Origin of the sequence: Salinarchaeum sp. IM2453 (genome assembly GCF_019693215.1) — an archaeon.
In the GTDB taxonomy this organism is placed as follows: Archaea; Halobacteriota; Halobacteria; order Halobacteriales; family Salinarchaeaceae; genus IM2453.
Genome location: NZ_CP081183.1, coordinates 892363 through 917492, shown reverse-complemented (window position 1 = coordinate 917492; position 25130 = coordinate 892363). Strand labels below are relative to the sequence as shown.

Below are 25130 nucleotides of genomic sequence, written 5' to 3'. Positions count from 1 at the left end.
GCCGGTTTGCACCAATAATTACAGTCTTTGTATGCTACTAATTAGTTATCTCTGGTTATGATACTATCTTAATATGTAATAATGACAAGAGTATAATGAACTATTTGGCCGCTTTATCCGTTCTCTCTGTCATTCAAATATTCCAGACACGCTGTCATCCAATCATAGTATTTTGGTTTCCACAGATCTCATCGGCAGTGTGGCCTTTACCGACGAAGTTCGTTTCCGTCCGAATGCTTCGTCCAGTTTGCTTCATCAAGTACAATTGGCTTAATGACCTGTGCTACCTGCTTGGCACTCTCTTCAGATGCAAGAAATGAAATGTTCCCTAGTGACTCACTGATTGACTTACTCACTTCAATTGTGCTCAGGCTCTCATTAGCAACGATTGTTTCTATCTCGTTTGTGAGTTGCACCTGTAACTCCTTCCGTGCTGTAGGAGCAAGTTGCTTACCAGCTGGAAGTAAATCATAGGTTACAGCGTACCCTTCTTCATATTGCTCAATTCCAAAAAACGGCTGCTTATTATGTTCCGCTTGTGCGTATGCTTTCTCAACTGCTTGTTGCCCATCATATACCGGAATTTCTGCAGTGCCGTCGTCTCGATTCACGACATATCATAGGCATTCGATACTAATAACAGTTCTCGGTAACTGTTACATGTCCATGCAGCAGGCTTAGATCCACTCTGGAAATACTTGATGTATTTTCGGCCTTCAGCAGATAGAAACCTTCTTGAACTTGCTTTTGTCTTGTGAACTGCTCGGGATCAAGTCCCGGGGTACTCTGCCTGCTTTCTCTACAGATAAACTACTCAATGGTACTGTTCTTAACGGTTCGTATCAAAACCCCCGGTTTCTTCTAAATGATATCAGTTAAATCCCTATCTATATTGAAAATGTGTGCAGGTATTCGTGTAGGAATTGTACAGCATAACCCAACCGTTGGTGATGTCGATGGCAACTATGACCAACTTCAAACTGCATACGATGGACTGCAAGAAGCGGGTGCTGATATTGTTGTAATGCCTGAATTGGCGATATTAGGTTATCCACCTCGTGATTTATTGTTTCGCTCGGAATTTCTTACCGCACAGAACTCTGCTCTCGATGCTTTAGCGGCACAAACATCTGCTGGCCCTCCAATTATTCTCGGTGCTGCTGCTCCGGCTACGGATGATCCTAAATCCCCGTTACAAAATACAGCAACTGTCTTGTCTAATGGTGCAGTGAAAACGAGATACGCCAAGCGACTACTTCCTACATATGGGGTATTTGATGAAGATAGGTACTTTATTGCTGGTTCTGAACCAGCTGTAGTATCAGTAAATGGAATAGATCTCGGGCTCAGTGTCTGTGAGGATGCATGGCACGACATGACTGTTGCCGGCCGACAACAGTACCGTACGAATCCAATTGCAGACGTCGCTGCAGAGTCCCCAGATCTTATTGTTAACATCTCCGCGAGTCCGTTTAGCGTTAACAAACCTCAGAAAAGATATGAGCAGTTTGAACAACACGCAGTGAATGCAGACTGTCCAATTGTCCTTGCGAATCAGGTCGGTGGCAATGATGACTTGGTCTATGATGGCCATTCCTTTTTGATAGACAGGCAGGGACAACTACACGCTCAGCTTCCCGGATTTGAACCAGCAAAAGCTGTTGTCGAACTTTCAAATAATTCTCGATCACAGGTGTCATCTCTCAATTTTTCCAACCAGCAGATCCGGTCTGCATTACGACTCGGCATTCGTGATTACTTTGCGAAAACTGGCTTTTCACAGGCAGTTATCGGCATGTCAGGCGGAATTGATTCCTCCGTTACAACGGCACTTGCCGTAGATGCACTTGGTGCTGACCATGTATATGGAATATCAATGCCCAGCGAAATTACCAGTGAACAGAGTATCACTGACGCCCGAACTGTTGCGTCACGACTGGGAATTGAGTTCGACGTGTTACCAATCAAATCAATAATAAACGCGATTCAAACGGAGTTGCAAACACACCTCAATCATGCGTTTACTGATGTTGCTTTTGAAAATATCCAAGCACGCGTTCGAGGGGCTATCTTGATGGGATTTGCAAATGAACTTAACGCACTAGTACTGACTCCTGACAACAAAAGCGAGGGAGCAGTCGGATATTGTACGCTGTATGGCGATACAGTCGGGGCATTAGCCCCTCTTGGCGACTGTTATAAGCACATGGTATATGACTTAGCAGAACAAGTTAATCATAATCCTCCAGACAAAAGCACAAGTCCCGTTATCCCGAAATCCGTGTTTGAGAAACCCCCTACAGCCGAATTGGCTGAAGATCAAAGTGACCGAGATGATCTTCCCCCGTACGATGTACTCGACCCGATCTTGCAGAGATACATCGAGGATCCAGTACCGTCTCAGGCACACGTAAGGGACAAGTCTCATACACAAGATGTCATCCAACGAATCGTGCGCTCAGAATTCAAACGCTGGCAAACACCACCAGCATTGCGGGTCACAAAACAAGCATTCAACCGCGACTGGCGGTATCCAATTGCGGCATCGTTTAGACCACTAACTAAGAACTTAGATTCAAGCTAATCATTCGTCAACTAATTGCAATGACGCGTCCTCGGCTGGAACCATACAGAGGAATGCCGTCTCTTGATTCGTTTCATTCCGAAACCAATGCACAGTTTCATCTGGAATCAGTACTGAGTCACCAGAAGTGACTACAGTTTCATTCTCCATAAGCCCAACAACTAATTCGCCATCAAGTACATGAATCTCATGTTCAACGCTGTTGGTATGCTTTGGAACCGTTGCATCCGGGCTTAACTGGTACCGACGCATACGGAAGTTAGTGGCACCATCAGATTCATCAAAAATCACCGCTTTGTTTACACCATCAGCTTTCGAAACTGCGTCATATGAGAGCTCGTCTGCACGTTTGATTTTGGGCGTATTTTGTCCCTCTGGCATGTATTGTACTATACACTCAATCCGAAAAAGTGTCTGGTATCATCTCTCATGAAGTCTGTGTGAAGCACTTTGGGAGCAAGCCAGAGACACTTAGCCTGTTTCTCTTGCCGCACCGTTTGGCTTTTTTAGTAAAAGTAAATTAACAACCCCTCTATTTCAACTGGAGATCTGGTCAGATAGAATAGAACTTGTCTGCTGTGTTCAAAGTTTGTTTAATCCTGGGATGGCGTTTACATCATGCCGCCCATACCGCCACCCATACCGCCCATGCCACCACCGGCTGGCATGTCTCCTTCGTCCTCGTCGCCTTCTGTCGTTAGATCGCCAGCTGAGATGATGTCGTCGATTTTGAGCACAAGGTTTGCGGCTTCAGTTGCAGATGAGATTGCCTGCTTCTTTGCGTGTGCCGGTTCGACGACTCCGGCTTCAAGTGTATCTGTTACGTCGTTGTTCTCAATATCTATTCCGGCTCTGACCTGCCCTTCGCTGTGTGCAGCTCGAAGATCAACGAGCATGTCGATTGGATCGAGGCCAGAATTCTCGGAAAGGACGCGCGGAACAAGCTCTACAGCATCAGCGAATGATTCAACTGCCAATTGCTCTCGGCCTTCGACACTATCGGCGTAGTCGCGGAGTCGCTTTGCGAGCTCAACTTCAATTGCGCCTCCACCAGCAACAACCCGTCCATCTGCAACGGTAGATGCAACGACATCTAGTGCATCGCTAACCCCTCGCTCAATTTCGTCTACAACATGGTCAGTTGATGCTCGTAGCAGGAGCGTAACGCCGTGTGCGTTATCACCTGTTACGTGGAATGTGTCATTATCTTCATCCCGGCTGACATCACCATAACCTAGATCGTCACTTGAGGCCTCCGAAAGATCTGATACAATATTTGCACCAAGCACCTCAGAGAGGAATTCTATATCAGACTTCTTTACGCGGCGTGCCGCGAGGATACCTTCTTTAGCAAGATAGTGCTGGGCGAGATCATCAATCCCTTTCTGACAGAAGACAACATCAGCACCAGTTTCGACAATCTGCTGCACCTTCTCTTTGAGTTGTTCTTCTTCACGATCAAGGAATTGCTGAAGTTGATCTGGATCTGCAACACTAACCTCTGTATCAACATCTGTTTCTTCGACTTCAATCGCTTGGCTCAGGAGCATGACATCAGCGTCGGCGACCGATCGAGGCATGTTGTCATGGACTGGGTCCTTGTCGATAATTGCCCCTTCGAGCATTTCGGAGTCTTCAACAGCCCCACCTGTCTGTGTTTCCATCTTTAGGTACTCAAGATCAACGACAGGCTCACCGTTGTCTCCCTCAACCGTAATTTGTCGTACTGCACTAACAATAAGATTGGAAAGATGTTCTTTGTTTAGCTCTGCACCTTTCCCAGTCATCGACGTTTCTGCTACTGATCGAAGAATCTCTTCATCATCTGTATCAATCTCAGTTGCAATCTCATCGACTTCTTGCCGTGCCTGCTCTGAGGCTAAGTGGAATCCTTTGATAACTGTGGATGGATGAATGTCCTGCTCTAAAAGGTCTTCTGCGTTCTGGAGAAGTTCACCGGCAATTGCGACGGCAGTTGTTGTTCCGTCACCAGCTTCGTCTTCTTGTGTTTCAGCAACTTCAACAATCATCTCGGCTGTCGGATCGTTAATGTCCATCTCGTCAAGGATGGTCACTCCGTCATTTGTGACCGTTACGTCGCCCATCGACGATACCAGCATTTTGTCCATTCCTTTTGGCCCAAGAGTAGAGCGTACTGACTCGGCAACTGCCTGCGCGGCAGCAATGTTGCGGCTTTGGGCATCTTCATCTTTAACTCGCTCCGAATCCTCTGACATAATGACCATCGGCTGTCCCTGCATTCGCTGACTCATAATCTAACTGTAACTATGATAGCCCTTCTATATAAACTTGTCTTTAGGTCGCAAATAGATGCTATCAATTAATATTGCTAATGTGCCGTTAGAGGACATATGCGACGTATATTGGTGGCTTGTGGATATGAAATCACTGCATATTGAGATACAAATATACGGTCATTTTATTAGGTTTGTTTCGAATGCTCGCTATATTGATTTTGGAGAAGTGATCTATATGCCAGAGATGGCGCCTCCTCCAACCGCTACGTCTGTGAGTTTATTGCTAATTCTTTTATAATCTCTCTTGGGAACGTGTCTACAGAGATAGCAGGCAGAGTGCCTTGGGGTCGTCGAAAATCCTCCGGTTTTCGTGATCACGAGGATCTCTGATTCTCGAACGACTTGACCCTGAGGTACTTCACTGCGCTGACCGTTCTGATTTTCAGTAGTATTTAGGAGTATTCAACCATATTCGGTGGTACTGGCGAGGACGTACTGTGTGATACTCCCGCTGGGCACCTGCTGCCCGGTATTACGACCGTGATTTTGCTGCAGTCCACCCATATCTCCCTCACCCGGGTTCGCAGTGAGTGACCGGGCACAGTGCTGAGCGAGGCGGGGCTGACGACCGCTCGCCTGATCCTGGTTGTCGGTCGCGGACTGAACGCCAGCAGAACGGGCACCCTCTGAGGGTGATGGAAAACTGGCGTGATTCCCCGCCGAGCTATACTCAGCAGGGTTTGCCTTCTCCATCTTGCTGTCAGAGAGGTGTTTCCGCCCGACATTCACCGCTCCAACCACGTCCCGATCGCACTCGTAGCCACAATTCGGGCAGTAGAAATGTCCACCGTGACGACACTCTGTGTGGTCGTTGGGCGCGTTCACAGTTCGACCACGTTTACCACACCGAGGACAGAACCGACTCGTTCCCCACGGATTCACCGCCGTCACGTCGATTCCGAGCAACCCGGCCTTGTACTCGACGTGATCGAGCAGTTCTCCCCGTGCCCACGAGGAAATCGACCATGCGATAGCCCCACTCGTCTGTGGTGCGTCGATCTGGCCGAGGGACTCGAACACGATGGTTTCACAGCCATTCTTGACAGCGAGCCATACTAGCTGGTTGGCCACGTCGTGTTGAATGTGCTCACGAAAGCGGCGTTCTTTTCGCCGCGTCTGGCGGTACTCACTAAGCAAGTGATCAAAGCGTTCGGTGTGTGCTTTGCCCTGTCTGCGGAGTTCTGCCAGCCGGTCGTTGATGCCTTCCGCGTCGGCTTTCATCCGAAACAGTTTGTCTTTGTTTGGATGGTCGATGAACTGTGGCTGCGTCACTTGCTCGTGTGTCTCGTCACCGCTGTCGAGAACGACCGCCGTGGCTTGTTTTTTGACCCCGAGGTCGACCGCCAGCACGCGGTCGGCAACTGTCTCAGTGTCCTGTTCGGACACGGCAATAGGCACGTCGAGCGTGTAGCCATACTCGGAAGCGTGCAATGTTGGGGCTTTCAGTTCTCCCGTATCAAGCATATCTCGAAACCGGGAATGAATCGGAAAGCGGAGTTCGTGTTTTGTCCAGTCGTGGTAGCTCTCCGGCGAGAGCGAGTCTGGTGCGTTCAATACAACACGAAGGTCTCCGTCTTCGACTGCTAGTTCGTGGATGTGGTAATCACCCTTATCAGGTGCGTAGGGTAGTGTGCCGTTTGGTTCGGGCGTTTTGACCAGTTCCGTGTACGTCTCGGGGAAGCGTCCATGTGCGTCGTAGTAAGTGTTGAGCTGGTCAACAACAGATTCCAGCACGCGCCACTCGATGTACGGCGACTCCTCGTCGTACAGTCGTGTGCGGAGTCTGTGCCAGCCGATGCGTCGGATCTTGCGCTCGGCACCCGTGTCGGTCACGAACTGAAATGCCTGAAACTCGTCGGTGTGAGCGTCAAGAACGTGCGTGACGCGGTGATAGACGCACCGCTTGAATCGACTGTAGACGTACTCTTCAACGTCTTCGAAGGCGTCGGTGTCGTCGTCGCGGATGTAGGTGTAGGACTGGCCGGTGTGGTCACTGATGGCGTCAAGATGCTCGTCACTCCAGTATTCGTCAGCGAGTAATCGGTGTGTGTGTTGCTGGACGAGTGTGGTGAGACGGTCACACGCTTCGTGGTACTCTTCGGGAAGATGGAACTGTTCGGTGAGCTGTGTCATGTTTCAGTCTCAAGATCATCAACGCGAATGATTTTGAGTGTGCAGCCTTGCCACTCTTTTGGAACGTAGACGTGTGCGCTGTTACCAGTCGCTGTCGCCTCTTTTTCGATCAGTTCCTCGCCTTCAACAGTGAACTCTGCCATATACAATGTATCGTCATAGTATCTTGTTAAACTTTCTATTGGGGAGTAGAATTAGAGACTACTCTTTTAGGTTATATCGTACTGAATCATACCATATTCGCTAACAGTTGAGAACCCTATCTCTCTATAGAAGGCTACTTTTGTCTCTACCACTTGGTAGCCTGTACGAACCGTATCGATGCGTCTGCTTGTCCCCTTTGATTCGCATGATCCAAAGACTCGATTGCGGCCCTTTCTTTCTTCAGGTGAATGTCAAGCCTTTGCTCGTGCTTTACTGACAGATGTTACTGACGCTATTGCTTCAACCGGCCATACACCTGAAATTCTTTCTACATCTCCGATCGATAGTCAGTGGCCAGTCACTGTTGATGACCGTCCACTGACACTTGCAGTAAACTCAGCTTTAGAACAAACATCTGGTCCAGTGGCTGTTATTATGGCTGACCTTGGACTTGCAACACCAGCCGCAATTAATCGAATTTTTGAGTCAACGGCAGATATCGTCCTCGTCCCGGGCCGTCGTGGTGGAACAAATGCTTTCCTCACCCGGGAATCTGACTTTCGAGTAGACTACCACGAAGCCTCTATCGTCGACCATCGACTGGCGGCTGAACAGACTGGATCTACATACACTGAGGTCGACTCGTTTCGACTCTCAACAGATATTGATGAACGTGACGACCTTATTGAGGTTCTTCTCCATACTGACGGGGCTGCTGCGCAGTGGTTACAAGATCATGGCTTTGCACTTCAGCGATCACAAGGCGTCTCAATCCATCGCTAATCAGCTGATTGATCCAGCAACCGAAAGACCATTTGGTGATCATTCCCTATTCAAGCATCATGTCACGTCCGGGCGCCTCTTGTCTTCATGTTGACGATCTACCCATCGCTGAGTCAGATATCCAGGGTCTTCTTGAGGTGCGCCCAGACGATGTATCAGCTGCAGATCAATTGACCTTTGCAAAAAATATCTTCTTGCCACTTACTACCGCCTGCCGGTATTCTTGTGGTTACTGTACGTTCTTTGATGCTCCTGGCAACGCGTCAATTCTCTCTCCTTCCGAACTACGATCTCAGCTTGAAACGGCTACACAGGCAAACTGTACAGAGGCTCTCTTTACATTTGGTGACCGTCCAGATGATCGATACACTAAGATATTTTCCCAGTTGGACGAATGGGGATATAATTCATTTCACGACTATCTGATAGACGCGTGTAAAATGGCACTGGAGTATGGGCTATTGCCTCATGTAAACCCAGGAGATCAAACAGCAGCAGAGATGCAGGCACTTAAACCAACCATCGCCAGCATGGGTGCAATGCTCGAAACAACAGCCGATGTAACAGCTCACAGCGGACATCGATCAAAATCTCCTGCACAGCGGCTACACACTATTGACGCTGCTGGCCGACTACAAATTCCATTTACCACTGGATTGTTGCTTGGTATTGGTGAATCATGGCGCGAGCGAGCAGTCAGTCTTCTGGCTATTGCAGAGTTACACCGCCGCCATGGCCATATTCAGGAGGTTCTAATTCAGCCAGTAGTTCCTAACAACCGTTGGCAACAGCCGAGCCCTTCCGTTGACATCGTTCGAAGAACTACGGCTATGGCACGTGTAGCTCTTCCACAAGATGTCTCAATTCAAGTCCCGCCAAACCTCACCGATATTGAATCTGTCCTTGACTGTGGCGTTGATGATTTAGGCGGTATTTCGCCAATTACAGATGATTACGTTAATCCTGATCACGAATGGCCTGAACTTGAAAGTCTTAGATCGTTAGCTCAATCAGCTCAGGTGCCTCTTCTTGAACGATTTCCCGTTCGTGACCGATTCCTTCCAACTGAATTACAGACATCTCGGTTGCTTGATTCCGACTCTACTGCTTCTTGGCTTTCAGATCAGATTCTCACGCAAATTAAAGATCTACGGCCTCTTGACTCCTATATCCCAGAAACTGTCTAATTACAATATTGGAGACCCATCCGCCCGCGGACCAATTGTCGGTCCAAATGGCGGGTCATCTGGATCAATTCGTCTTCGTGTCCGATAATCGGTTGATCGCTCAACCGGAATACGACCAATCGAAGTGATCATGTCAACATAATCCTTGAATGTACGATACTCTCCGTGGTCTCCTCCAGCGCGCTTGGTAATCTCCTCAGACAGCAAAGTTCCCATGTAGTCGTCGGCTCCACAGGTTAGAAGATTCAATGATCGGCCGTCACCATGCTTTACCCATGATGCCTGAATATGATCAATATTATCCAAGAACAATCGCGAGACTGCGACCATTAGCTCATCCTCAGCCGGTGTTGCACCTTCTGAAAGATATCCCTGCTCGTATAACGGGGTGTTATGATGAACGAAAGATAACGGTATGAACTCACGAATTGACCCGGTTCGTTCCTGCAACCGACGAATCTTCTGTAAATGCAGAACTCGATGAGCAGCGTTCTCAATGTGACCGTAGAGTATCGTTGCTGTGATCTCAAGACCAGCTGTTGCCGCTGCTTCCATAGCATGCATCCAATCGTCTGCTGAAACTTTGTTTGAACAAATAACGTCCCTGACTTCGTCCACGAGAATTTCCGCTGCTGTCCCTGGAACCGAGTCTAATCCGGCGTCAGCTAATCGTCGATATACATCAACATACTCCCAATCTGTTCCTCGTGATGCGTGCGTTGCTTCCTCAGGTGTTATACCATGAACATGCAGTCCATCGAATGATATTGCGTCAATTTGCTCTGTGTATGTTCCTGGATCGTCCGGATACGATTTAGGCGGCTCATATCGGACTAACTCGTCAGTGTTACGTAGAATCTCTTTGTGCTCTCCATCTAGTGCCAAGGATGGATGCAGCCCAGACGCAACGGTCACTTCTGAAATCCCTCGATCAAGTGCTGTATCAACTAGCTCTCTTGATTCCGCTGGCGTGCGAGTATATCCGGCAGGATTATCTGCATTCCGGTATTCACAGGAGGGGGTACTAAAGTTACAAAACAGACATCCAGCATCACATACTGTTGTTATATTGTTATTCAGATTCGCAACAAATGTCACTTCATCCCCTACAATTTCCGCACGACGCTGATTGGCAATATCGATAACCTGAGCTTTTCGCTCTGGATCAATCCCCGGTTTTTCTGTCCCTGTTGTGATTAGCTCAATACCATCTGCAACAGAGAGCCGCTCCTTGTTTTTTGCCCGCTCTAATGCATTTTCAAATGATTGGTCGGTGATGGGAACATGATCATATTCAATATCAACATCGAGTTCCGGCACAGTAACACCAAGCCTGAAGCCATCTGCCATTGGCACAACGAAAGTGTTAGGGGATTAAAACCAGCAAGAAACCGGCAACGTTCCTCAATTTCATTTATATTTCCCTTGATAGTGGCAGCAATTATCTTGAGGTCAAATGATAAACAGACAAACGCTTCCACATGATACTTATCGATATGCGCCAGCGATATTTTCTGTGGTGGGGAATCTTTGGAGTGGTGTTCGGCAGTGCGGGAATCGTCGCTGGCTACTATACTACGATGACAACTTTTACTGCTGGTATCTTTCTTCTTGGATCAGGAATTTCTGCAATAGCTGTTAGTACTAACCAAACATTTCCAATTGGATCACACACAATCTCTTGGTCTATCCTTGCTAGCCTCACATACCTACTTCTTGTCCCCATTTTGCCTCTGCTATATCTCCCTTCAGTAATTGCTGGCAGCACATCCAGTGTTGATATTCTAATAGCAATATTTTCAGTATTTCTCAGCCTGCTGTTAGTTTTGTTGGCTTATAATGTGTATCTCAGTGAGGATCCTCTGTAATACCCAATAATCGTTTCAATGTTTGGATATACCGTCACTCGACGCTGTCTTGCGTATCACGTCGAACAGCAATCTCAAACCACGGGCATAAATCAAGTTGCCGATACCACTTTGGATTCTCATAGAGTCGTTTATACGGTGCCCATAGTACCCCAGCAACCTCCTCTGGATCAGGATCAATCGTTGTGTCATCTAGTGTAACTTTTAGAACTGTGCACACCTCGTGCTCTACTCCTTGATTTTCAAAATACCGCTTATATTCGAATACATCCGTGATGCGCACATTGTCATACTGCTCTTCTGTAATGCCCAATTCTTCGGCCAGTCGCTGTCGTGTTGCTTCTTTCTGTGATTGGCCTTCTACCGGATGTGATGCGACTGTACCATCCCAGTGATCATCCCATAACCGCTTTTCTGGACTACGCTGTGCAAGAAGAATTCGGCCTGATTTGTCGAAAATAAGCGTGGTAAATGCCCGATGACGAATACCATCTCCAGTATGTGCCTCTAATCGATTTACCGTTCCTGTTGGGTTATCGTCTTCATCCACCGCAACAACGTTCTCACGCATATTTTCATGTTCCATATCTACATATTGGGACCTATCCACAAACTCCCTTCGAAACCTGCATACCTACCTTTGTGTTGCGAAAACTACCGCAAATAATCTGCTTTTTGTGTTGTTCCAAAGTTTATGACCGTCGTTTGAGCATGCGAAGAAGACAAGTTTTATCCCCGGATAAACCTTCCAGTCTGATGATGTACAAGGCGTACGTGGCAGTCGAAGGCGGCCATGTTATAGAAGGGCGTGGCCGTGTTCCTGGAACGACTCCGGGAGAGCTTGTTTTCACGACTGCATATACTGGCTACGAGGAAAGTCTGACAGATCCATCATATGAAGAGCAGATCCTAACCTTTTCGTATCCTCTGATCGGTAACTACGGGGTTCGAGAGAGTCGCTTTGAATCTGATCGGGTGCATCCATCTGGTGTTATTGCCAGAGAGCTTACGGATGAAATCGTTGAATGGCTCTCTGATGAAGGCGTCCCTGCTGTCGATCAGCTTGACACCAGAGACCTCGTGATTGATATCCGAGAGGAGGGAGCAATGCAGTGTGGTATTGCCGTTGGTGAGGATGTAACCGAAGAGGATGCACTTGAGCAGCTAGATGCTTGCAAAGAAATGAGCGAGCACACTGATATCGGATCAAAGGTCAGTATCGAACAACATGTAACACACAACGAATCAGGATCCGGACCTACTGTTGGCTTTATTGACTGTGGAGCGAAAGGATCAATCATCGATTCACTTGTTGAACGAGATGCGACTGTCGAAATGTTCCCACATGATGCCACAGCTGCCGATATTTCGGCCGTAGATCCTGATCTCCTTTTCGTCTCGAATGGACCTGGTGATCCAGAGAATTTCGAGACAGCTGAGTCCCTCGTCGAACAGTTCCTTGGGGAAATGCCGATTGCTGGTATCTGTCTCGGACAACAGGTTGTCGCTAATGCACTTGGTGGCGACACAACAAAGATGGACTTTGGCCATCGTGGTGTAAACCAACCGGTTCGTGACCTTCGAACTGATCGAGTCGTTATGACTACACAAAATCACGGTTATGCCGTCTCTGATCCTGGAGAGATCCTTTCTGTCACTCAGCTTAACGTTAATGACGGAACGTCAGAGGGCTTGGACAGTGCTGAATACGACATTATTACCCGTCAGTATCATCCAGAAGCCAATCCAGGACCAAATGATTCTCTGGACTTCTTCGATGAAGTTTTAGAAATGGTAACTGAAGACAAATCCCCAGTTATCGCTGATTAACGTTCGCCTCTTTTTGAACTGTCTCGTGCGCCTTACGCAATACACTGGCCAGTCTTTCTCTTTTCGTATGATGGATCATATGTGACGCACAATTGCAGTCTGACGCACCAAATTCTGCTACTCGCGTTCCAGGTAGACCCTGTGCAACGTTACACTCAATATCTTTTTCTGGGGTTCTAAACACCGTAGTAATTATAGCCTCTGTGTCTCCGAGAAAGTAGTCGATGTGCCAGTGACGGGTGTTTTTGTTACCGTTCGCTAGCTCCTTATGACGATCAATTCGAGAAAATCCTCCTGGTCCAAATGCACTTCCTGAGTATACGTACCAACCATCATTGAACGTTATCTCTCCAAGTGCTCCTATTTTTACAGTCGTCCTTTCCGGCAACCTGATCAGCAACGCATATGTCCCCTTCATAAAGTATAGTACGACTTTTCCATCATGATCAATGTGTGTCTCGATCCTTTACTCGATAACATCTATTTTACGGAAGTTTCGAGGCGAACGCCTCGCGCTTCAGCGCCGGGAGGATGTCAATTGGCTAGATTTCCCATAGAGGAATTCTCTGGATTCAACCGTTGGAGGGAGTCAAAAGGGGTTTCGTTAGCGGTGTGGTATGAGTGCTACGCTTGTCTTCACGGAACGACCGATAGAACCGAGTAGGCTCGGTAGTTGATGGCTTCATAGACACTTCCTGTGGTCTGAATAAACTCTTAGTATTATGCCTTCACAACAGGAAAGTCGATATCGACTTGAACTTTATCATATGGGAGGTATGGTTTGTATATTCCATCATCTTTCACAACACGGATTACTTCCCGGTCTGAAAGCAACTCAATGTCATTACGTACTGATCCTATGCTCCGATCAAGGTTCTCTGCTAATGTTTTGATGTATATTGGTTGATCGGCTTCAACTAACGCATAAACAATCTCCATTCTCGGTGGCGTAAGGACCTCTCGCAGTTTATCTGTTGTCTCAAAAACAATAGAGTTGTCAGCGTTTTCTGCCCGTTCTCTTTCAGGTAAGATCGTCTCCCTATCGAGGTCTCTCGTGAGAGAAACTTGGACTTGGAGTACTCTCCGGTCTTGCACACCAGTGTTATCCTGGTTACGTGGATTGTTGTTGTTCATTTTGTTATTATTTGACTATCTGAAGGTTAGAACGATTTCTCTCGATAGCTATGCTGTGTAACCACCCAGACCTCCTGCGCTGTATTACCCTCGCATCGGTTCAATACATCTGGTAAATCTAACCATCTTGCTTATCAGTATTCGATTAGAAAAACGATTATGGAAGAACAAACAGACACTGAAACAACCACCGGACATCTTTATCGGCTTGGTCGGGTCTTATTTGGAGCAGGTCTAGCTTTCCAAGCATCTGAAGACTTCCGTGACATGGATGATACTGTGGAATATGCTCGCTCAGAAGGTGTTCCGGTTCCCGAACTTTTTGCCCCATTTGCATCTGGCATGATGGTATTTGCTGGTTTGGGCATTGCTCTCTGGCGACTTCCTCGACTTGCAACTGGTGCCGCTGTTGCATTTTTACTGACAGTTACTCCCACTATGCATGATTTCTGGAACGCTGAGGATGGCCCGAAAGGTGATCGTCTTGCGTTCTTCGGTAATCTTGCTATGCTTGGTGGTGCTATTGCGTTTTTGCATCGTGCTTATCAATCCCAAAGAGAATAATCCCACGGCCAACCGTTAGAATTGGCTTCAATTTTAGCGGATAACTTCTGAGACACTATCGAACAGTGAACTTACCCGGGTCAAGCCCTAGAACAGTCGCCTTATCAGTCGTTGAAAACACGCCTATTCTATTCAGTAGTGCTTCCAAGCCCTGGTCGGTATCAGAAGGGCTCAGAACAAGAGGAATACCGCCGTCCGTACACACATAAGAAGACAGTCAAGCTGACCTTCAGATCAACTCGCTCGCCGTCGCATACCCGCCGTCTTTGCAGGTTGTGAAGTACCTCGACGACCGTCCGGTCGAGACCGCGAAGAACGGCCTCCAACGAATCGGGTCCCACTCCGGATACGGCTTCGGAGAACTGCGGCTGAAGCCCCTCGCGAACAGTATCAGGAATCAGAGAAGTAACGACTAACTGCCACCAATAGAACAATAGAATGAGGATGAATCGGGTGAGAAAAATACAGCGGTGCGGCTGAATAAAGAAATCGTATTACCAACACCCGTTATGCCGCCTGCACACGCTCCGTTATTAACTCATTCTCTTTGACTGTCGCCTGTTCCGACCTGAACGACAAATGTAGGTAACTCCCCGCTTGAGACTACGATAATGCTCGTGACACTCGAAGGAATTGATGGCAGCGGCAAAACCACCCTGTGCAAACAACTTCAATCAGAGTTCCCAGATGCTGTTTTTACCCGTGAGCCGACAAACTCTTGGTATGGAGATGCAGTTAGGAAGTCGATCTCGGCTGATAACGCTGATTCGCTTGCAGAGTTGTTTCTATACACTGCTGATCATGCCGACCATCTAGCTTCTGTTATTGAACCTGCCTTGGAAGAAGGAAAGTTGGTCATCTCTGACCGATACGCTGACTCACGATATGCATATCAGGCAGCCACACTTTCTGATCAACTTTCTTCGCCTCTTGAATACATCAAGACGATACATGAGCCGTTTACTCGTGTTCCTGATCTGACAATCTATCTTGATCTCCCTCCAGAAGTAGCTGTTCAACGAAGTGATCAGGCAAATAAATTCGAACAAATACAATTCCTTCAATCCGTCTATGATAACTATCAGCAGGTGATCAACAAAGATCCCGACCGATTTGCTGTGATTGACGCGACACAGTCACCAGAGTCAGTTCTTTCTGAAAGCATCAACGCCATTGAGAGCTTCAGTTGATAAACTGATCTTCCTTCTTCTGCCTCTAAAATGAATCAAGTGCTCCGAAGTACTTTGAAGGAAGAAGGGCTCAAAGCGGCATTCCTCCTTTTTCTGGATCAATTTCGTCACTTCCGGCTTGCTCTCCTGCCTGCTGTATTAGTCCAGTAACTGGCTCATCATACTCGTATCCTGGAATAATCCCTTGTACATATGTTCCTTCGACAAACGTTGCGATTGCACTTACTTCTTCTCCGATTACCCCCGGCGATTTTGGTGTAAATGTATATCTAGCTATTACTACTGTATCTTTTTCCTCTAACGTGTACTCAATATCCCCTTGGAGTCCAGCTGCTTTCGGTCCATCTTTCAGTCGACGATCAAGCGTGTCTCTCCACCCAGATCTAACAACATCTGGCACTGTTTCATTCTGAACTACCGTGTCAAGCTCTGGAAGCACCACTCGGACTTGACATTCGCCATCCCGAACTATGGCTGTTACATCGAATGCTGTCCCTGTGTACTCGTATCCGGAGTTCTGACTACGAAATTTATCATGCCGGCTGAGTGCATTCCGAAGACGATCTTCAATTTGACTCACAGTAATCTCTATTACTGCTGCATAAACTTCAACCGCACTGCTGGAACAGTCAATGGCTTCGGGTCAGGCCCCGTGACATCCGCCTTGATCCTTCTGTGAACCATTCTTAATAGTCGTTCTCCTCAGTCGCTCCGTGAGGTTGAGACTTTGCCTGCAAAAGTTAACTTAGTAAAATTGGATATATGCGAGGGGAGGGATTCGAACCCTCGGACCCCTACGGGAGCGGGTCTTAAGCCCACCGCCTTTGACCTGGCTCGGCTACCCTCGCTCACATTAAAATATAGCCGTCTTATCTAAGTGGGTTACGGATTCGCATTAACAGTTGTTGGCATTATGATCCACTTTATTCAGTTTGACCGTCCGGAAAACTTCGGAATCCTTGCCGATTATTGTTCGTCTGCCATTGCTCCGACCGGAGAACGAACAGTGTCATAAGATCAAGGATGAACGTCTCGCCGTCTTTGAGATGCGGGTGATCTAGGTCCTATAGGTCAACGACTTGTCCGTCTTCCTGTGTGATCGTCTCGCACCTAATTCCGTATATCTTCGAGCTGGAGGCCGTCACACACGTTCTCCCCGAGGAGTTTTCTCTGGAATCATGCCCCCTTTCTCAACGTGTGGAATTATAACTGTGGAGAGTAATTATCTACTATGTACGATCGGATTTTGCTTCCAACGGATGGAACAGACAATACACGAAATGCGATTGAACACGCCATTGACGCTGCTAAGCGGTATGATGCTGATTTGCATCTTCTATATGTCGTTGACGAAAGTATCTATGGTGCCTACACCGGTGATGAATTTGTTCATGAATCTGAAGGCGTAGAACAAACGCTTCGAGAAGAGGGCGAAGAAGCTCTCGCTAGCGTTAAAGAACAGGCTCAGTCTGCTGATGTTAATGTTGAGACTGCTATCCGCGACGGAATTCCGCATGAAGCTATTGTTGAATACATTGATAACAATGACATTGAACTTGCTGTGCTTGGATCGAAACAACAATCTGGAGAGTACCGACGATTACTCGGTAGTGTTAGTGAGCGTGTTGCCCGGCTCACACGTATCCCGATCACAATCGTTAAAGAACTCCCCGATCAGTAATCACATCTCAGGTTCTAACTCAAGTAGGCCGATTTGTAGTCTGTAGTTTCCAATTGAACGTGTATACCAACTCGTAGTGCAGACTGTTTCGGGTCGCTTATGTAACTGCTAAGCAAGAAACCACATATGAGGAATAATCCACTCGCTGTTGCTGGTGCGATTATCGTCGCTGGGTTTCTTGCAGCAGTGGTGATTACGATTGTATTGACCGGTGCTGCCACAGAAACTGATGCCAACCGATTTGCCCAGTCCTTCGGTATTGCTGTTGCGATGCCTACAATGCTGACGATTATTGCTCTTATGATGAAAGGATTCGACTCTTCTGGATATTATGCTAAACGAGAAGGGTCTGAGATGTTCTGGGACTATGCGTTTAGTACACTTGGCGGCGGAATTGTTGGCATTGTTGTGACTGGGTTGCTGCTCCAGGTTACGACAGCATCAATAATCTTGAGCCCAGTTGTCGCGTTGCTTACATTCATTGTCGCATTTGTGATCTTCATTCTTCGTGCTGGTGATGAATGGTCACAGGAAATTGAAGAATAATCTAATTAATGTGTTGCCTGTTTTGGGCAGAACCCGTACTACCGTTCTCTTTCGTGCGGCGAAGATACTTCGAGATAGCGAACCATGAAATATCCGCCAATCAATACGATGAGCAGTCCGATTAATGCTGCTGCGGAAACAAGTGCTTCATTCGCTGTTGCAAAATCCTCGACACGGAAACTAATGACCTGCCGAGCAATCGCGATAATGGCCACACCAATAATAATTCGTACTACTGGCTCTTCCCGCACGATTGCAATAAGTGTTCGATGCACTTCCAGAATGATCAGAAGCAAGAGGACAATCTCTATCAACTCAATAATCGCTATTGGGTCAGTGAAATCCCCTGACGCAAACACGCTATACATCTCAATTAATAGATCAATGATGCCGATCGCAAACAAAAACACGAGCACGTATGCAACAAATAACGCAAGCCACCGCAAGGATCTTTCAGACGGCTTGATGAACGATTCGATGTCAACCATCACATAAATGTCTGTCCTATAAGTATAAAAAGGCAGCCAGCCGTCTCAAATTATAAGCTGTGGAACCTCGGTCTGAATACGTCGAATTTGAATATATCGGTCGTTGTTAAGATGGATGGACAGTTACCTGTCGACGGTGATCAATTGCTTTTTCAAGTTCATCGGCAATAGCACTCCCTCGAGATACTTGTATATCTCCTCCACGAGATACTGTTGCGGTAAATAGGTATTCACCGTCTGCACGAACTTCAACCGTTTCACCTGCATGCCCTTCGACTGAAATAACGACATGTCGTGATGTCACCTCGGGCGTTACAACAATCCCTTCGCCAGATGTTGGTTGCTGACTCGTTGATGGCTGAGGTTGCTCTTCATGCGTCCGAACGTCAATTTCTATACCCAGACGGTCCTCAATGTCGGAAATTCTGCCACCTCCTCTTCCAATAACCTGTGAGATATCATTTTCTGATACGTACACTGTTGCTCGATTTGAATCCTGAATTTCTACATCAACGTAGTCGTTGGCGACTGACCTAATCTCTCGCTCAATTTCCTGTCGTGCAATTTGCTCGACACCCTGCTCTGACTGTTGATTTTCGCCCTCTTTGAGTGGAACAGTAACAACCTGTCGGTTAAATGTATAAATCTCATATTCTGGCTCGTTTGTCGTGAAATTCTCAATCACAATGACTGGCCGTGCAAGATCCTCTTCTTTCAATCCGTGTGGAACTTTTACTTCGGTGTATACGTCGTACACCGTATCAATCTCTCCAGCTTCAATATACACTACTGTATCTACGATTTGTGGAATCATACCCAACTCGACGCGTCCAACTAACCGTTGTAATGCATCAATTGCACGTGTTGCGTGCACAACCCCGATCATTCCAACACCGGCAAGACGCATATCTGCAAAGACTTCAAAGTCCTCAGTTTTTCGAACTTCGTCGTAGATGGTATAGTCAGGCCGGACCATTAGCAACGAATCAGCCGTCCGTTCCATTTCACCTCCAAGCTCAGTATACTGCGTAATCTCGTCTCCAACCTGCAAATCTCGTGGCTTTTCCATTGTTTTGACTACGTAATCGTTGTCAGCTAGAAACTCAGCAGCGGCTTGTGCAAACGTCGATTTCCCGGCTCCAGGTGATCCAGAGATGAGTACCCCACGCTGACGTTCTAAGAATCGATCTTTAAGCTCTTCTGCCTGCTCGTAATCATCCAGTGTTGTCTGTGCGATTGGCCGTACCGCTGTGATCTCAAGTCCATCGGAAAACGGAGGCTCTGCAATCGCAATTCGATATTCTCGGAACTGGATGATGTCCATTCCTGGCTCTGAGAGCTCAATAAACCCTTCATCCGACTGCCTGGCGGCATTTCGAATTTCTTGTGAAAGTTCTCGGAGCTCTTCGGCTGTAATCGGGTCTTCGTCGATTACCTCATATGACATCTCTCCAATGGTACCCCGTTTCGCACGAGGCTGGGTGCCTGCTCGAAGATGAACACTCATTGTCTCTTCATTGAAAAACTCCTCTATTGCAAGGTGCTCGACAGTCTCAGTCCGTGGTGCAACATATTCGACAGCCAAGCCCTTAGACCGAGCAACCTCTGCTTGTACAACATCACTAGTAAAGAAAACGGCATCAAGATCTGCAGCAAGAGAGCGAATAAGCGCATCAATCTCACCTTCACTAGCGTGACCACGCTCACCAGCGTCAGGACGATCACCGATGTAGTCAACTTTGATCTTCCCTTCGTCATCTAATTCGGCAAGACGTTGAAGCTCTTCCAGTCCGTTCCAGCCACTGTCTTGCCCCTCGTTCGCTTGGGATTCAAGTTCTGCTACTACGGCCTCGGGAATCGAGATTGTTGCATCAACAAATCCCCCCGCTTCAATCCGCTCGGAAACACGGCCGTCAACGACCACGCTCGTATCCGGAACAACGTTCATAGTTTAATATGGGTCTCGTCGAATAAAAAGCATGTCTAACCAGTAGGACATATCAGCCAAGACAGTAATGAACAAACGATGGATGAGATCGAACAACTGACCCGTCAACTAGTTCAAACCCCGAGCCACGATGATGAGACCGAACTGGGTATACAGATTGAACAATGGCTATTAAATCATACCAATGCCGATGTTCGTCGTGATGATGCCCCAAACGGCGGCAATATAATTGCAACAAAGGGCAATGGGTCCCCTACACTCGCATTTGTTGGTCACCATGATGTTGTCCCGCCTGCTTCCCGGCAGCAACATCATAAGGAGTATGTGGTCAAACGACGGGGTGACCGTCTATACGGCCGAGGGACGGCAGATATGACCGGGGCACTCGCAGCAGCAATGATCGGATTTCGTAATGCTGACCCTGATACCTCTATACAATTTACAAGCTTTGTCGGTGAAGAACGGGGCGGAATTGGTGCAAAGCATGCGATTGATTCGGGCTATCAACCAGAATATGCGATCATTGGAGAAGGATCAGCCGAATACGAAACACCTGCTGGAATTGATATCGTAATTGCACACCGTGGACGTCGTGAACTATCAATTATCACAACCGGAACTCGAACCCATGCCAGTGTTCCAGAAACAGGAGCAAATGCAATCTATCGAGCTGCTGATGCCATACAAGATATCCGCAATATTGATCCTCCCCGAATTACTGTGTATGGTAAAACACTTTCAGGTAGTATTGCTGCAACAATGATTTCTGGTGGAACTGCCTCAAATACTATTCCAGATTCCTGCACAATCACGGTTGATGAACGAACGGCTCCAGAACAGTTAACGGATCTTCAATCGATAATTAGATCAGATAATATTGAGATACAGTGTGAACAACATCTCCCTGCAATGCGATGTGATGACCCAGCGTTTGCCGAGTTTATGCAAGACACCGCTGTAAAAAGCCAAACAACAGATTCAAAACTAGTTACAAAACCCCATACGACCGATGCTGGTCGACTTAATCAAGCAGGCACAACCTGTGTTGTCTGTGGACCAGCAGAACAGGGTGAAGCACATACTGATACTGAAAGTGTTTCTCTTTCGGCACTACATCAGTGTCGTCGAATATATCAACGAGCTTTCGAAAATTTTGGATCTTGGACATCAGACAATTCATCCTTCTCCGATGTATAGCCATATCCATGCCAGACGATTTATATACACAATTTGAAAACCGAATTCGACGAATGACAAATATCTCGAATGCTGCGGGCATTGTCCGGTGGGATCAGGAAGTAATGATGCCAAAAGGTGGCACACCTGCAAGATCACAGCAACTTTCTGCACTTTCTGCTGTACAGCATGAATTACTCACGGAGGATCCAATGGACGAATGGCTCGACAAGCTGGATGATGCATCCCTTCCAGATGATAGACAGGCAGTAGTTCGCGAAGTTCGCCGTGAGTATGAACGAGCTAACCGGGTACCAACAGACCTTGTCGAGAAGATATCAGAAGTAACAAGCGAAGCACATCCTGCATGGAAAAAAGCAAAAGAGACTGACTCATTTGATGAGTTTGCACCCGTTCTAGAGCAACTGGTTGAACTTAAACGAGAATATGCGGAGCACATTGATCCCAATCGTGATCCGTACGCTGTGCTTTTTGAGGAATATGAACCATATCTGGATCTGAAAACAGCTGATACAATTCTCACTGAGCTTAGAGACCAACTTGTTCCACTGATTGATGATATTGCTGACGCAGATACAAAGATTGCTGATCCATTTACTGGATCATACGATTCAGACATACAACACAGTGTTGCTGAAGACGTACTTGATCTGCTAGGATATGACTGGACCCGCGGTCGGCTGGATACTGCACCTCATCCGTTTTCGTCTGGGACACAATTCGATGCTAGAATAACGACTCGATTTAACGAAGAGGACCCACTTGACTCGCTTACTAGTACAATCCACGAATTCGGACACGCTAGGTACACCCAAGGCCTCCCCCAAGATAAGTACGGAACTCCGCTTGGTGAATCACGAGACCTCTCAGTACACGAATCCCAATCCCGGTTCTGGGAAAACCATATCGGTCGGTCAAAACCCTTTTGGGAGCAACTTCTACCAATCTTATCTGAACATTTTCCACAACTCGCTGAGGTTCCACTACAGGAAGCGTATGAAGCAGCCAATAAGGTCGATCCAGATAACTTAATCCGAGTTGAAGCAGATGAGCTAACATACCACCTTCATATCATTATCCGATACGAGATTGAGCGAGATCTTATTTCTGGTGACCTTTCTGTTGAAGATGTTCCAGCGGTATGGAACGAGAAATATGAACAATATCTTGGTGTTCGGCCGGAATCCGACGCCGAAGGATGTCTCCAAGACATTCACTGGAGCCACGGATCGTTCGGGTATTTCCCAACGTACTCCCTTGGTAGCGTACTAGCAGCACAGATTAATCATACGATTAGGTCCGAACTTGATGTTTCTTCTCTCGTTCGTGCCCAGTCATTTGATCAGATTACTGACTGGCTCCAGGAGACTATCCATCAACATGGTTGTCGGTATCGAACAGACGAGTTGATTGAACATGCAACTGGAGAGCCACTTACTGCGGAATATTTCTGCACGTATGCAGAAGACAAATATTCTCAAATCTATAATATCTGATAATGGACACTCCAACGGTTGTCTCACTCCTTCCAGCGACGACAGAAATCTCCACTCAATTGGGAGTAATTCCAGAAGCTGTCTCCCATACATGCGATTATCCTCCTGCTGTAAAAGGCCAGCCTGTTATTACAGAATTTGACGGAGAGCAGTACTCTCTCCGAGAGTCCCTGCTTCAAGATATTAACCCGGACGTAATCCTCACTCAGTCACTATGTGGTGAATGCGCGATTGATTCCCTCGCAGTCGAAAAAAAGATCGAGGAAATGAACCTTGATTCGTCGATTGTTTCCACTCACACGACAGGAACTGAGGATCTGTTTGATAATATACAGAACATCGGCGTTGCGGTCAATCGTCGGTCGGAAGCACAATCATATGTTGATAAGCTGCGGACTCGCCTTGATTCGCTAAAAACAAGGACACAGTCACTTGCTGAACGTCCAACGGTTCTTGTTCTTGATTGGATTGAACCTACAATGATTGCACGAGGATGGGTTCCCGAACTCGTGGAGATTGGTGGGGGTATATACGATGATATGTCACAGCCACCTGAAATAGAAGAAAAAGACGAATGGAATTTACTTCGGTCAGTTGACCCAGATATAATTATCGTCGCTCCATGTAATTATTCGATTGATGAGTCTTGCAAGCAATTATATACACTACAGACTATGCCAGAGTGGTCTGAATTAACCGCAGTCAGAAATAATGAGATATACTTCATGGACGGCAACCACTATGTTAACCGGCCTGGCCCCCGTCTAATTGAGACTGCACGGTACTTTGCTGGTCTTATCCATCCCGATCGGTTCAATGCACCCCCCAGTGAAGTGGTTCGATCAATTAGTACTGTTATCCAATCTTAGCGCTCTTCATCTTTGGCAACTATTTCCATCAAAACACTTACTGACCTGAAAGATCAGTAGACACCTTACTCTGCGTATGCTCCGGCGTCAGTCCCTTGCTCCGGGTCTGATGGAGACTCTTCAGTTATTCGGTATAAGTTCTGTCGTGCATCTGCAAAATACACATCTTCACTCACGATGCCAATCTCCTCAAGTCGTTCAAGTGCGTACCGAACCGTCCGTGCTGACAGCATTGACTCTTCTACAATCTGCTTTTGTGTCATTGGTCCGTCATATTCAAGCACTTTGTAGACAAGCTTCGCACTTGGTGGGAGGTCCGCGAGACTATCTTCGTCAGTCCCTGCCATTGAAATATAACACGTTTCCCACCCGTATAAAGGTTGATACCGAGTTCCATGGCAGTCTTAGCGGCTCTACTCCTGATATATTTTTACTTTTTTGAGGCATCTCCTTAGAATCTTTGTCCTATAGTAGACAACATATATACTATTGGTATTATCTAGATATTATTTGAACATTTGTATTTTGTTTGTCTGCCGGTCTATCCTTATCGCAAATTTAGTCTTATATTCTTGTTCAAGACTTAGAAATGTATCTGAAATTATATTTAGAAATATGCTACTAGTAGTATACAAATGCGTTACAACCTGTCGTGGTCTTAGCGGTGCGGTGACGACGCTATGCCCCCGTTCTCAAGAAGCGGCCAACGGAAGCAAGTCAGGCGGGTAGCTTATACAAAATTTTCCAGAGAGTTATTATCTTCTTTCATGTAACCGTTTTCTGTTTTTAGTCGAACCGCAAACGAACGGCTTTTAATCGGTGGTCTTGGAGTTACAATATGGCATTTGCTGATGACGTCGATCAGCAGCATTTCCGAGCAATAGTTATCACAGCAGTTACGACGTTGCTTGGAATCCTTGCTGGCATCGGTTCGCATGCTGTCGCATTTGACGGAACCTATGATGCAGATGCACTCAATGCTGCTGCCTCTGACACGACTGCACTCCTTATCCTAGCCGCGGCAATCGGAGCGCAGATGCTTTTCTTCCAATATCTCTACGACGACTGGGGTGGCGGCCGTGATGCCCTCTATGTTGTGTTCATGACGTTTTGCCTGTGGTTTATCACGTGGGGCATCTTACTGACAACTGGAGCAACCATCCTCTAACT

Annotated in this window: 26 protein-coding genes and 1 tRNA gene; 13 read left to right on the top strand and 14 right to left on the bottom strand. The window is 47.0% G+C overall.

Going from position 1 to position 25130, the window contains the following annotated elements; translation table 11 throughout:
- Positions 1-206: 206 nt before the first annotated feature.
- The gene (locus K0C01_RS04315) at positions 207-611 is read right to left on the bottom strand and encodes a hypothetical protein (protein ID WP_221170810.1); all 405 of its coding nucleotides are present in this window, start codon (positions 609-611) and stop codon (positions 207-209) included.
- Between the two features lie 287 nt (positions 612-898).
- Here K0C01_RS04315 and K0C01_RS04310 point away from each other — a divergent pair, with 287 nt between their 5' ends.
- The gene (locus tag K0C01_RS04310; protein ID WP_221170809.1) at positions 899-2584 is read left to right on the top strand and encodes an NAD+ synthase; all 1686 of its coding nucleotides are present in this window, start codon (positions 899-901) and stop codon (positions 2582-2584) included.
- On the opposite strand, the gene K0C01_RS04305 is transcribed toward K0C01_RS04310, so the two are convergent.
- From K0C01_RS04305 to K0C01_RS04290, 4 genes are all read right to left on the bottom strand, one after another.
- Positions 2585-2965: a cupin domain-containing protein gene (locus K0C01_RS04305; protein WP_221170808.1), complete on the bottom strand. Its 381-nt coding sequence runs from the start codon at positions 2963-2965 to the stop codon at positions 2585-2587.
- Positions 2966-3195: 230 nt separating this feature from the next.
- Positions 3196-4857, bottom strand: coding sequence for a thermosome subunit beta (gene thsB, locus K0C01_RS04300; protein WP_221170807.1), 1662 nt, complete (start codon positions 4855-4857; stop codon positions 3196-3198).
- 447 nt (positions 4858-5304) lie between these two features.
- Positions 5305-7035, bottom strand: coding sequence for an RNA-guided endonuclease InsQ/TnpB family protein (locus K0C01_RS04295; protein WP_221170806.1), 1731 nt, complete (start codon positions 7033-7035; stop codon positions 5305-5307).
- The gene (locus tag K0C01_RS04290; RefSeq protein WP_221170805.1) at positions 7032-7178 is read right to left on the bottom strand and encodes a DUF2080 family transposase-associated protein; all 147 of its coding nucleotides are present in this window, start codon (positions 7176-7178) and stop codon (positions 7032-7034) included. The genes K0C01_RS04295 and K0C01_RS04290 overlap by 4 nt, the downstream gene beginning before the upstream one ends.
- Before the next feature lie 178 nt (positions 7179-7356).
- Between K0C01_RS04290 and cofC the strand changes: the two genes are divergently transcribed.
- Together cofC and cofG are read left to right on the top strand one after the other, a co-directional pair.
- Entirely contained in the window at positions 7357-7962 is a 606-nt protein-coding gene (cofC, locus tag K0C01_RS04285; protein WP_221170804.1) for a 2-phospho-L-lactate guanylyltransferase, read from the top strand.
- Positions 7963-8021: 59 nt separating this feature from the next.
- Positions 8022-9149 (top strand): 7,8-didemethyl-8-hydroxy-5-deazariboflavin synthase subunit CofG, encoded by a 1128-nt coding sequence (gene cofG / locus K0C01_RS04280; protein WP_221170803.1) that lies wholly within the window; start codon positions 8022-8024, stop codon positions 9147-9149.
- On the opposite strand, the gene cofH is transcribed toward cofG, so the two are convergent.
- Entirely contained in the window at positions 9150-10499 is a 1350-nt protein-coding gene (gene cofH, locus K0C01_RS04275; protein ID WP_221170802.1) for a 7,8-didemethyl-8-hydroxy-5-deazariboflavin synthase subunit CofH, read from the bottom strand. It lies immediately after the preceding gene.
- Between the two features lie 146 nt (positions 10500-10645).
- On the opposite strand from cofH, the gene K0C01_RS04270 reads away from it, so the two are divergent.
- Entirely contained in the window at positions 10646-11017 is a 372-nt protein-coding gene (locus K0C01_RS04270; RefSeq protein ID WP_221170801.1) for a DUF7994 family protein, read from the top strand.
- 34 nt (positions 11018-11051) lie between these two features.
- Here the strand turns inward: K0C01_RS04270 and idi are convergent, their stop codons facing one another.
- Complete coding sequence (gene idi / locus K0C01_RS04265; protein ID WP_221170800.1) at positions 11052-11603, bottom strand: isopentenyl-diphosphate Delta-isomerase; 552 nt, start codon at positions 11601-11603, stop codon at positions 11052-11054.
- 173 nt (positions 11604-11776) lie between these two features.
- On the opposite strand from idi, the gene carA reads away from it, so the two are divergent.
- The gene (gene carA, locus K0C01_RS04260) at positions 11777-12847 is read left to right on the top strand and encodes a glutamine-hydrolyzing carbamoyl-phosphate synthase small subunit (RefSeq protein ID WP_221171194.1); all 1071 of its coding nucleotides are present in this window, start codon (positions 11777-11779) and stop codon (positions 12845-12847) included.
- Here carA and K0C01_RS04255 read toward each other — a convergent pair.
- Together K0C01_RS04255 and K0C01_RS04250 are read right to left on the bottom strand one after the other, a co-directional pair.
- Positions 12834-13265, bottom strand: a complete 432-nt coding sequence (locus K0C01_RS04255; protein WP_221170799.1) for a GIY-YIG nuclease family protein — start codon at positions 13263-13265, stop codon at positions 12834-12836. The genes carA and K0C01_RS04255 overlap by 14 nt on opposite strands.
- A gap of 302 nt (positions 13266-13567) precedes the next feature.
- Positions 13568-13981 (bottom strand): HVO_A0114 family putative DNA-binding protein, encoded by a 414-nt coding sequence (locus tag K0C01_RS04250; protein WP_221170798.1) that lies wholly within the window; start codon positions 13979-13981, stop codon positions 13568-13570.
- A gap of 159 nt (positions 13982-14140) precedes the next feature.
- On the opposite strand from K0C01_RS04250, the gene K0C01_RS04245 reads away from it, so the two are divergent.
- Both K0C01_RS04245 and tmk read left to right on the top strand, forming a co-directional pair.
- Positions 14141-14545: a DoxX family protein gene (locus tag K0C01_RS04245; protein WP_221170797.1), complete on the top strand. Its 405-nt coding sequence runs from the start codon at positions 14141-14143 to the stop codon at positions 14543-14545.
- A 611-nt stretch (positions 14546-15156) separates the two neighbouring features.
- Positions 15157-15735, top strand: a complete 579-nt coding sequence (tmk, locus tag K0C01_RS04240; RefSeq protein ID WP_221170796.1) for a dTMP kinase — start codon at positions 15157-15159, stop codon at positions 15733-15735.
- A 70-nt stretch (positions 15736-15805) separates the two neighbouring features.
- Here the strand turns inward: tmk and K0C01_RS04235 are convergent, their stop codons facing one another.
- Both K0C01_RS04235 and K0C01_RS04230 read right to left on the bottom strand, forming a co-directional pair.
- Entirely contained in the window at positions 15806-16315 is a 510-nt protein-coding gene (locus K0C01_RS04235) for a DUF5813 family protein (protein WP_221170795.1), read from the bottom strand.
- Positions 16316-16498: 183 nt separating this feature from the next.
- Positions 16499-16583 (bottom strand) — tRNA-Leu (locus K0C01_RS04230).
- 383 nt (positions 16584-16966) lie between these two features.
- On the opposite strand from K0C01_RS04230, the gene K0C01_RS04225 reads away from it, so the two are divergent.
- Positions 16967-17416 carry a universal stress protein gene (locus tag K0C01_RS04225; protein ID WP_221170794.1) on the top strand — a complete coding sequence of 150 codons (450 nt, stop codon included), beginning with the start codon at positions 16967-16969 and terminating at the stop codon, positions 17414-17416.
- A 126-nt stretch (positions 17417-17542) separates the two neighbouring features.
- Positions 17543-17962 (top strand): hypothetical protein, encoded by a 420-nt coding sequence (locus K0C01_RS04220; RefSeq protein ID WP_221170793.1) that lies wholly within the window; start codon positions 17543-17545, stop codon positions 17960-17962.
- A 38-nt stretch (positions 17963-18000) separates the two neighbouring features.
- On the opposite strand, the gene K0C01_RS04215 is transcribed toward K0C01_RS04220, so the two are convergent.
- Entirely contained in the window at positions 18001-18450 is a 450-nt protein-coding gene (locus tag K0C01_RS04215) for a phosphate-starvation-inducible PsiE family protein (RefSeq protein WP_255568385.1), read from the bottom strand.
- A gap of 106 nt (positions 18451-18556) precedes the next feature.
- Positions 18557-20398, bottom strand: coding sequence for a PINc/VapC family ATPase (locus K0C01_RS04210; RefSeq protein WP_221170792.1), 1842 nt, complete (start codon positions 20396-20398; stop codon positions 18557-18559).
- Positions 20399-20476: 78 nt separating this feature from the next.
- Here K0C01_RS04210 and K0C01_RS04205 point away from each other — a divergent pair, with 78 nt between their 5' ends.
- The 3 genes from K0C01_RS04205 to K0C01_RS04195 are packed head-to-tail and all read left to right on the top strand — an operon-like array spanning position 20477 to position 23960.
- Positions 20477-21595: a M20 family metallopeptidase gene (locus tag K0C01_RS04205; RefSeq protein ID WP_221170791.1), complete on the top strand. Its 1119-nt coding sequence runs from the start codon at positions 20477-20479 to the stop codon at positions 21593-21595.
- Between the two features lie 8 nt (positions 21596-21603).
- A complete protein-coding gene (locus K0C01_RS04200) occupies positions 21604-23091 on the top strand; it encodes a carboxypeptidase M32 (RefSeq protein WP_221170790.1) in 1488 nt (495 codons plus the stop codon).
- Positions 23092-23093: 2 nt separating this feature from the next.
- Positions 23094-23960 carry an ABC transporter substrate-binding protein gene (locus K0C01_RS04195; protein WP_221170789.1) on the top strand — a complete coding sequence of 289 codons (867 nt, stop codon included), beginning with the start codon at positions 23094-23096 and terminating at the stop codon, positions 23958-23960.
- A gap of 65 nt (positions 23961-24025) precedes the next feature.
- On the opposite strand, the gene K0C01_RS04190 is transcribed toward K0C01_RS04195, so the two are convergent.
- Positions 24026-24307, bottom strand: a complete 282-nt coding sequence (locus tag K0C01_RS04190) for a helix-turn-helix transcriptional regulator (RefSeq protein ID WP_221170788.1) — start codon at positions 24305-24307, stop codon at positions 24026-24028.
- A 491-nt stretch (positions 24308-24798) separates the two neighbouring features.
- On the opposite strand from K0C01_RS04190, the gene K0C01_RS04185 reads away from it, so the two are divergent.
- A complete protein-coding gene (locus K0C01_RS04185) occupies positions 24799-25128 on the top strand; it encodes an EMC6-like membrane protein (protein ID WP_221170787.1) in 330 nt (109 codons plus the stop codon).
- Positions 25129-25130: the final 2 nt, after the last annotated feature.

What these genes read in the sequence shown, in the direction of transcription:
- K0C01_RS04310 (WP_221170809.1), top strand. Translation starts at nt 899, where the DNA reads ATGTGTGCAGGTATTCGTGTAGGAATTGTACAGCATAACCCAACCGTT.
- K0C01_RS04305 (WP_221170808.1), bottom strand. Translation starts at nt 2,965, where the DNA reads ATGCCAGAGGGACAAAATACGCCCAAAATCAAACGTGCAGACGAGCTC.
- thsB (WP_221170807.1), bottom strand. Translation starts at nt 4,857, where the DNA reads ATGAGTCAGCGAATGCAGGGACAGCCGATGGTCATTATGTCAGAGGAT.
- K0C01_RS04295 (WP_221170806.1), bottom strand. Translation starts at nt 7,035, where the DNA reads ATGACACAGCTCACCGAACAGTTCCATCTTCCCGAAGAGTACCACGAA.
- K0C01_RS04290 (WP_221170805.1), bottom strand. Translation starts at nt 7,178, where the DNA reads ATGGCAGAGTTCACTGTTGAAGGCGAGGAACTGATCGAAAAAGAGGCG.
- cofC (WP_221170804.1), top strand. Translation starts at nt 7,357, where the DNA reads ATGCGTCTGCTTGTCCCCTTTGATTCGCATGATCCAAAGACTCGATTG.
- cofG (WP_221170803.1), top strand. Translation starts at nt 8,022, where the DNA reads ATGTCACGTCCGGGCGCCTCTTGTCTTCATGTTGACGATCTACCCATC.
- cofH (WP_221170802.1), bottom strand. Translation starts at nt 10,499, where the DNA reads ATGGCAGATGGCTTCAGGCTTGGTGTTACTGTGCCGGAACTCGATGTT.
- K0C01_RS04270 (WP_221170801.1), top strand. Translation starts at nt 10,646, where the DNA reads ATGCGCCAGCGATATTTTCTGTGGTGGGGAATCTTTGGAGTGGTGTTC.
- idi (WP_221170800.1), bottom strand. Translation starts at nt 11,603, where the DNA reads ATGGAACATGAAAATATGCGTGAGAACGTTGTTGCGGTGGATGAAGAC.
- carA (WP_221171194.1), top strand. Translation starts at nt 11,777, where the DNA reads ATGTACAAGGCGTACGTGGCAGTCGAAGGCGGCCATGTTATAGAAGGG.
- K0C01_RS04255 (WP_221170799.1), bottom strand. Translation starts at nt 13,265, where the DNA reads ATGAAGGGGACATATGCGTTGCTGATCAGGTTGCCGGAAAGGACGACT.
- K0C01_RS04250 (WP_221170798.1), bottom strand. Translation starts at nt 13,981, where the DNA reads ATGAACAACAACAATCCACGTAACCAGGATAACACTGGTGTGCAAGAC.
- K0C01_RS04245 (WP_221170797.1), top strand. Translation starts at nt 14,141, where the DNA reads ATGGAAGAACAAACAGACACTGAAACAACCACCGGACATCTTTATCGG.
- tmk (WP_221170796.1), top strand. Translation starts at nt 15,157, where the DNA reads ATGCTCGTGACACTCGAAGGAATTGATGGCAGCGGCAAAACCACCCTG.
- K0C01_RS04225 (WP_221170794.1), top strand. Translation starts at nt 16,967, where the DNA reads ATGTACGATCGGATTTTGCTTCCAACGGATGGAACAGACAATACACGA.
- K0C01_RS04220 (WP_221170793.1), top strand. Translation starts at nt 17,543, where the DNA reads ATGAGGAATAATCCACTCGCTGTTGCTGGTGCGATTATCGTCGCTGGG.
- K0C01_RS04215 (WP_255568385.1), bottom strand. Translation starts at nt 18,450, where the DNA reads ATGGTTGACATCGAATCGTTCATCAAGCCGTCTGAAAGATCCTTGCGG.
- K0C01_RS04210 (WP_221170792.1), bottom strand. Translation starts at nt 20,398, where the DNA reads ATGAACGTTGTTCCGGATACGAGCGTGGTCGTTGACGGCCGTGTTTCC.
- K0C01_RS04205 (WP_221170791.1), top strand. Translation starts at nt 20,477, where the DNA reads ATGGATGAGATCGAACAACTGACCCGTCAACTAGTTCAAACCCCGAGC.
- K0C01_RS04200 (WP_221170790.1), top strand. Translation starts at nt 21,604, where the DNA reads ATGCCAGACGATTTATATACACAATTTGAAAACCGAATTCGACGAATG.
- K0C01_RS04195 (WP_221170789.1), top strand. Translation starts at nt 23,094, where the DNA reads ATGGACACTCCAACGGTTGTCTCACTCCTTCCAGCGACGACAGAAATC.
- K0C01_RS04190 (WP_221170788.1), bottom strand. Translation starts at nt 24,307, where the DNA reads ATGGCAGGGACTGACGAAGATAGTCTCGCGGACCTCCCACCAAGTGCG.
- K0C01_RS04185 (WP_221170787.1), top strand. Translation starts at nt 24,799, where the DNA reads ATGGCATTTGCTGATGACGTCGATCAGCAGCATTTCCGAGCAATAGTT.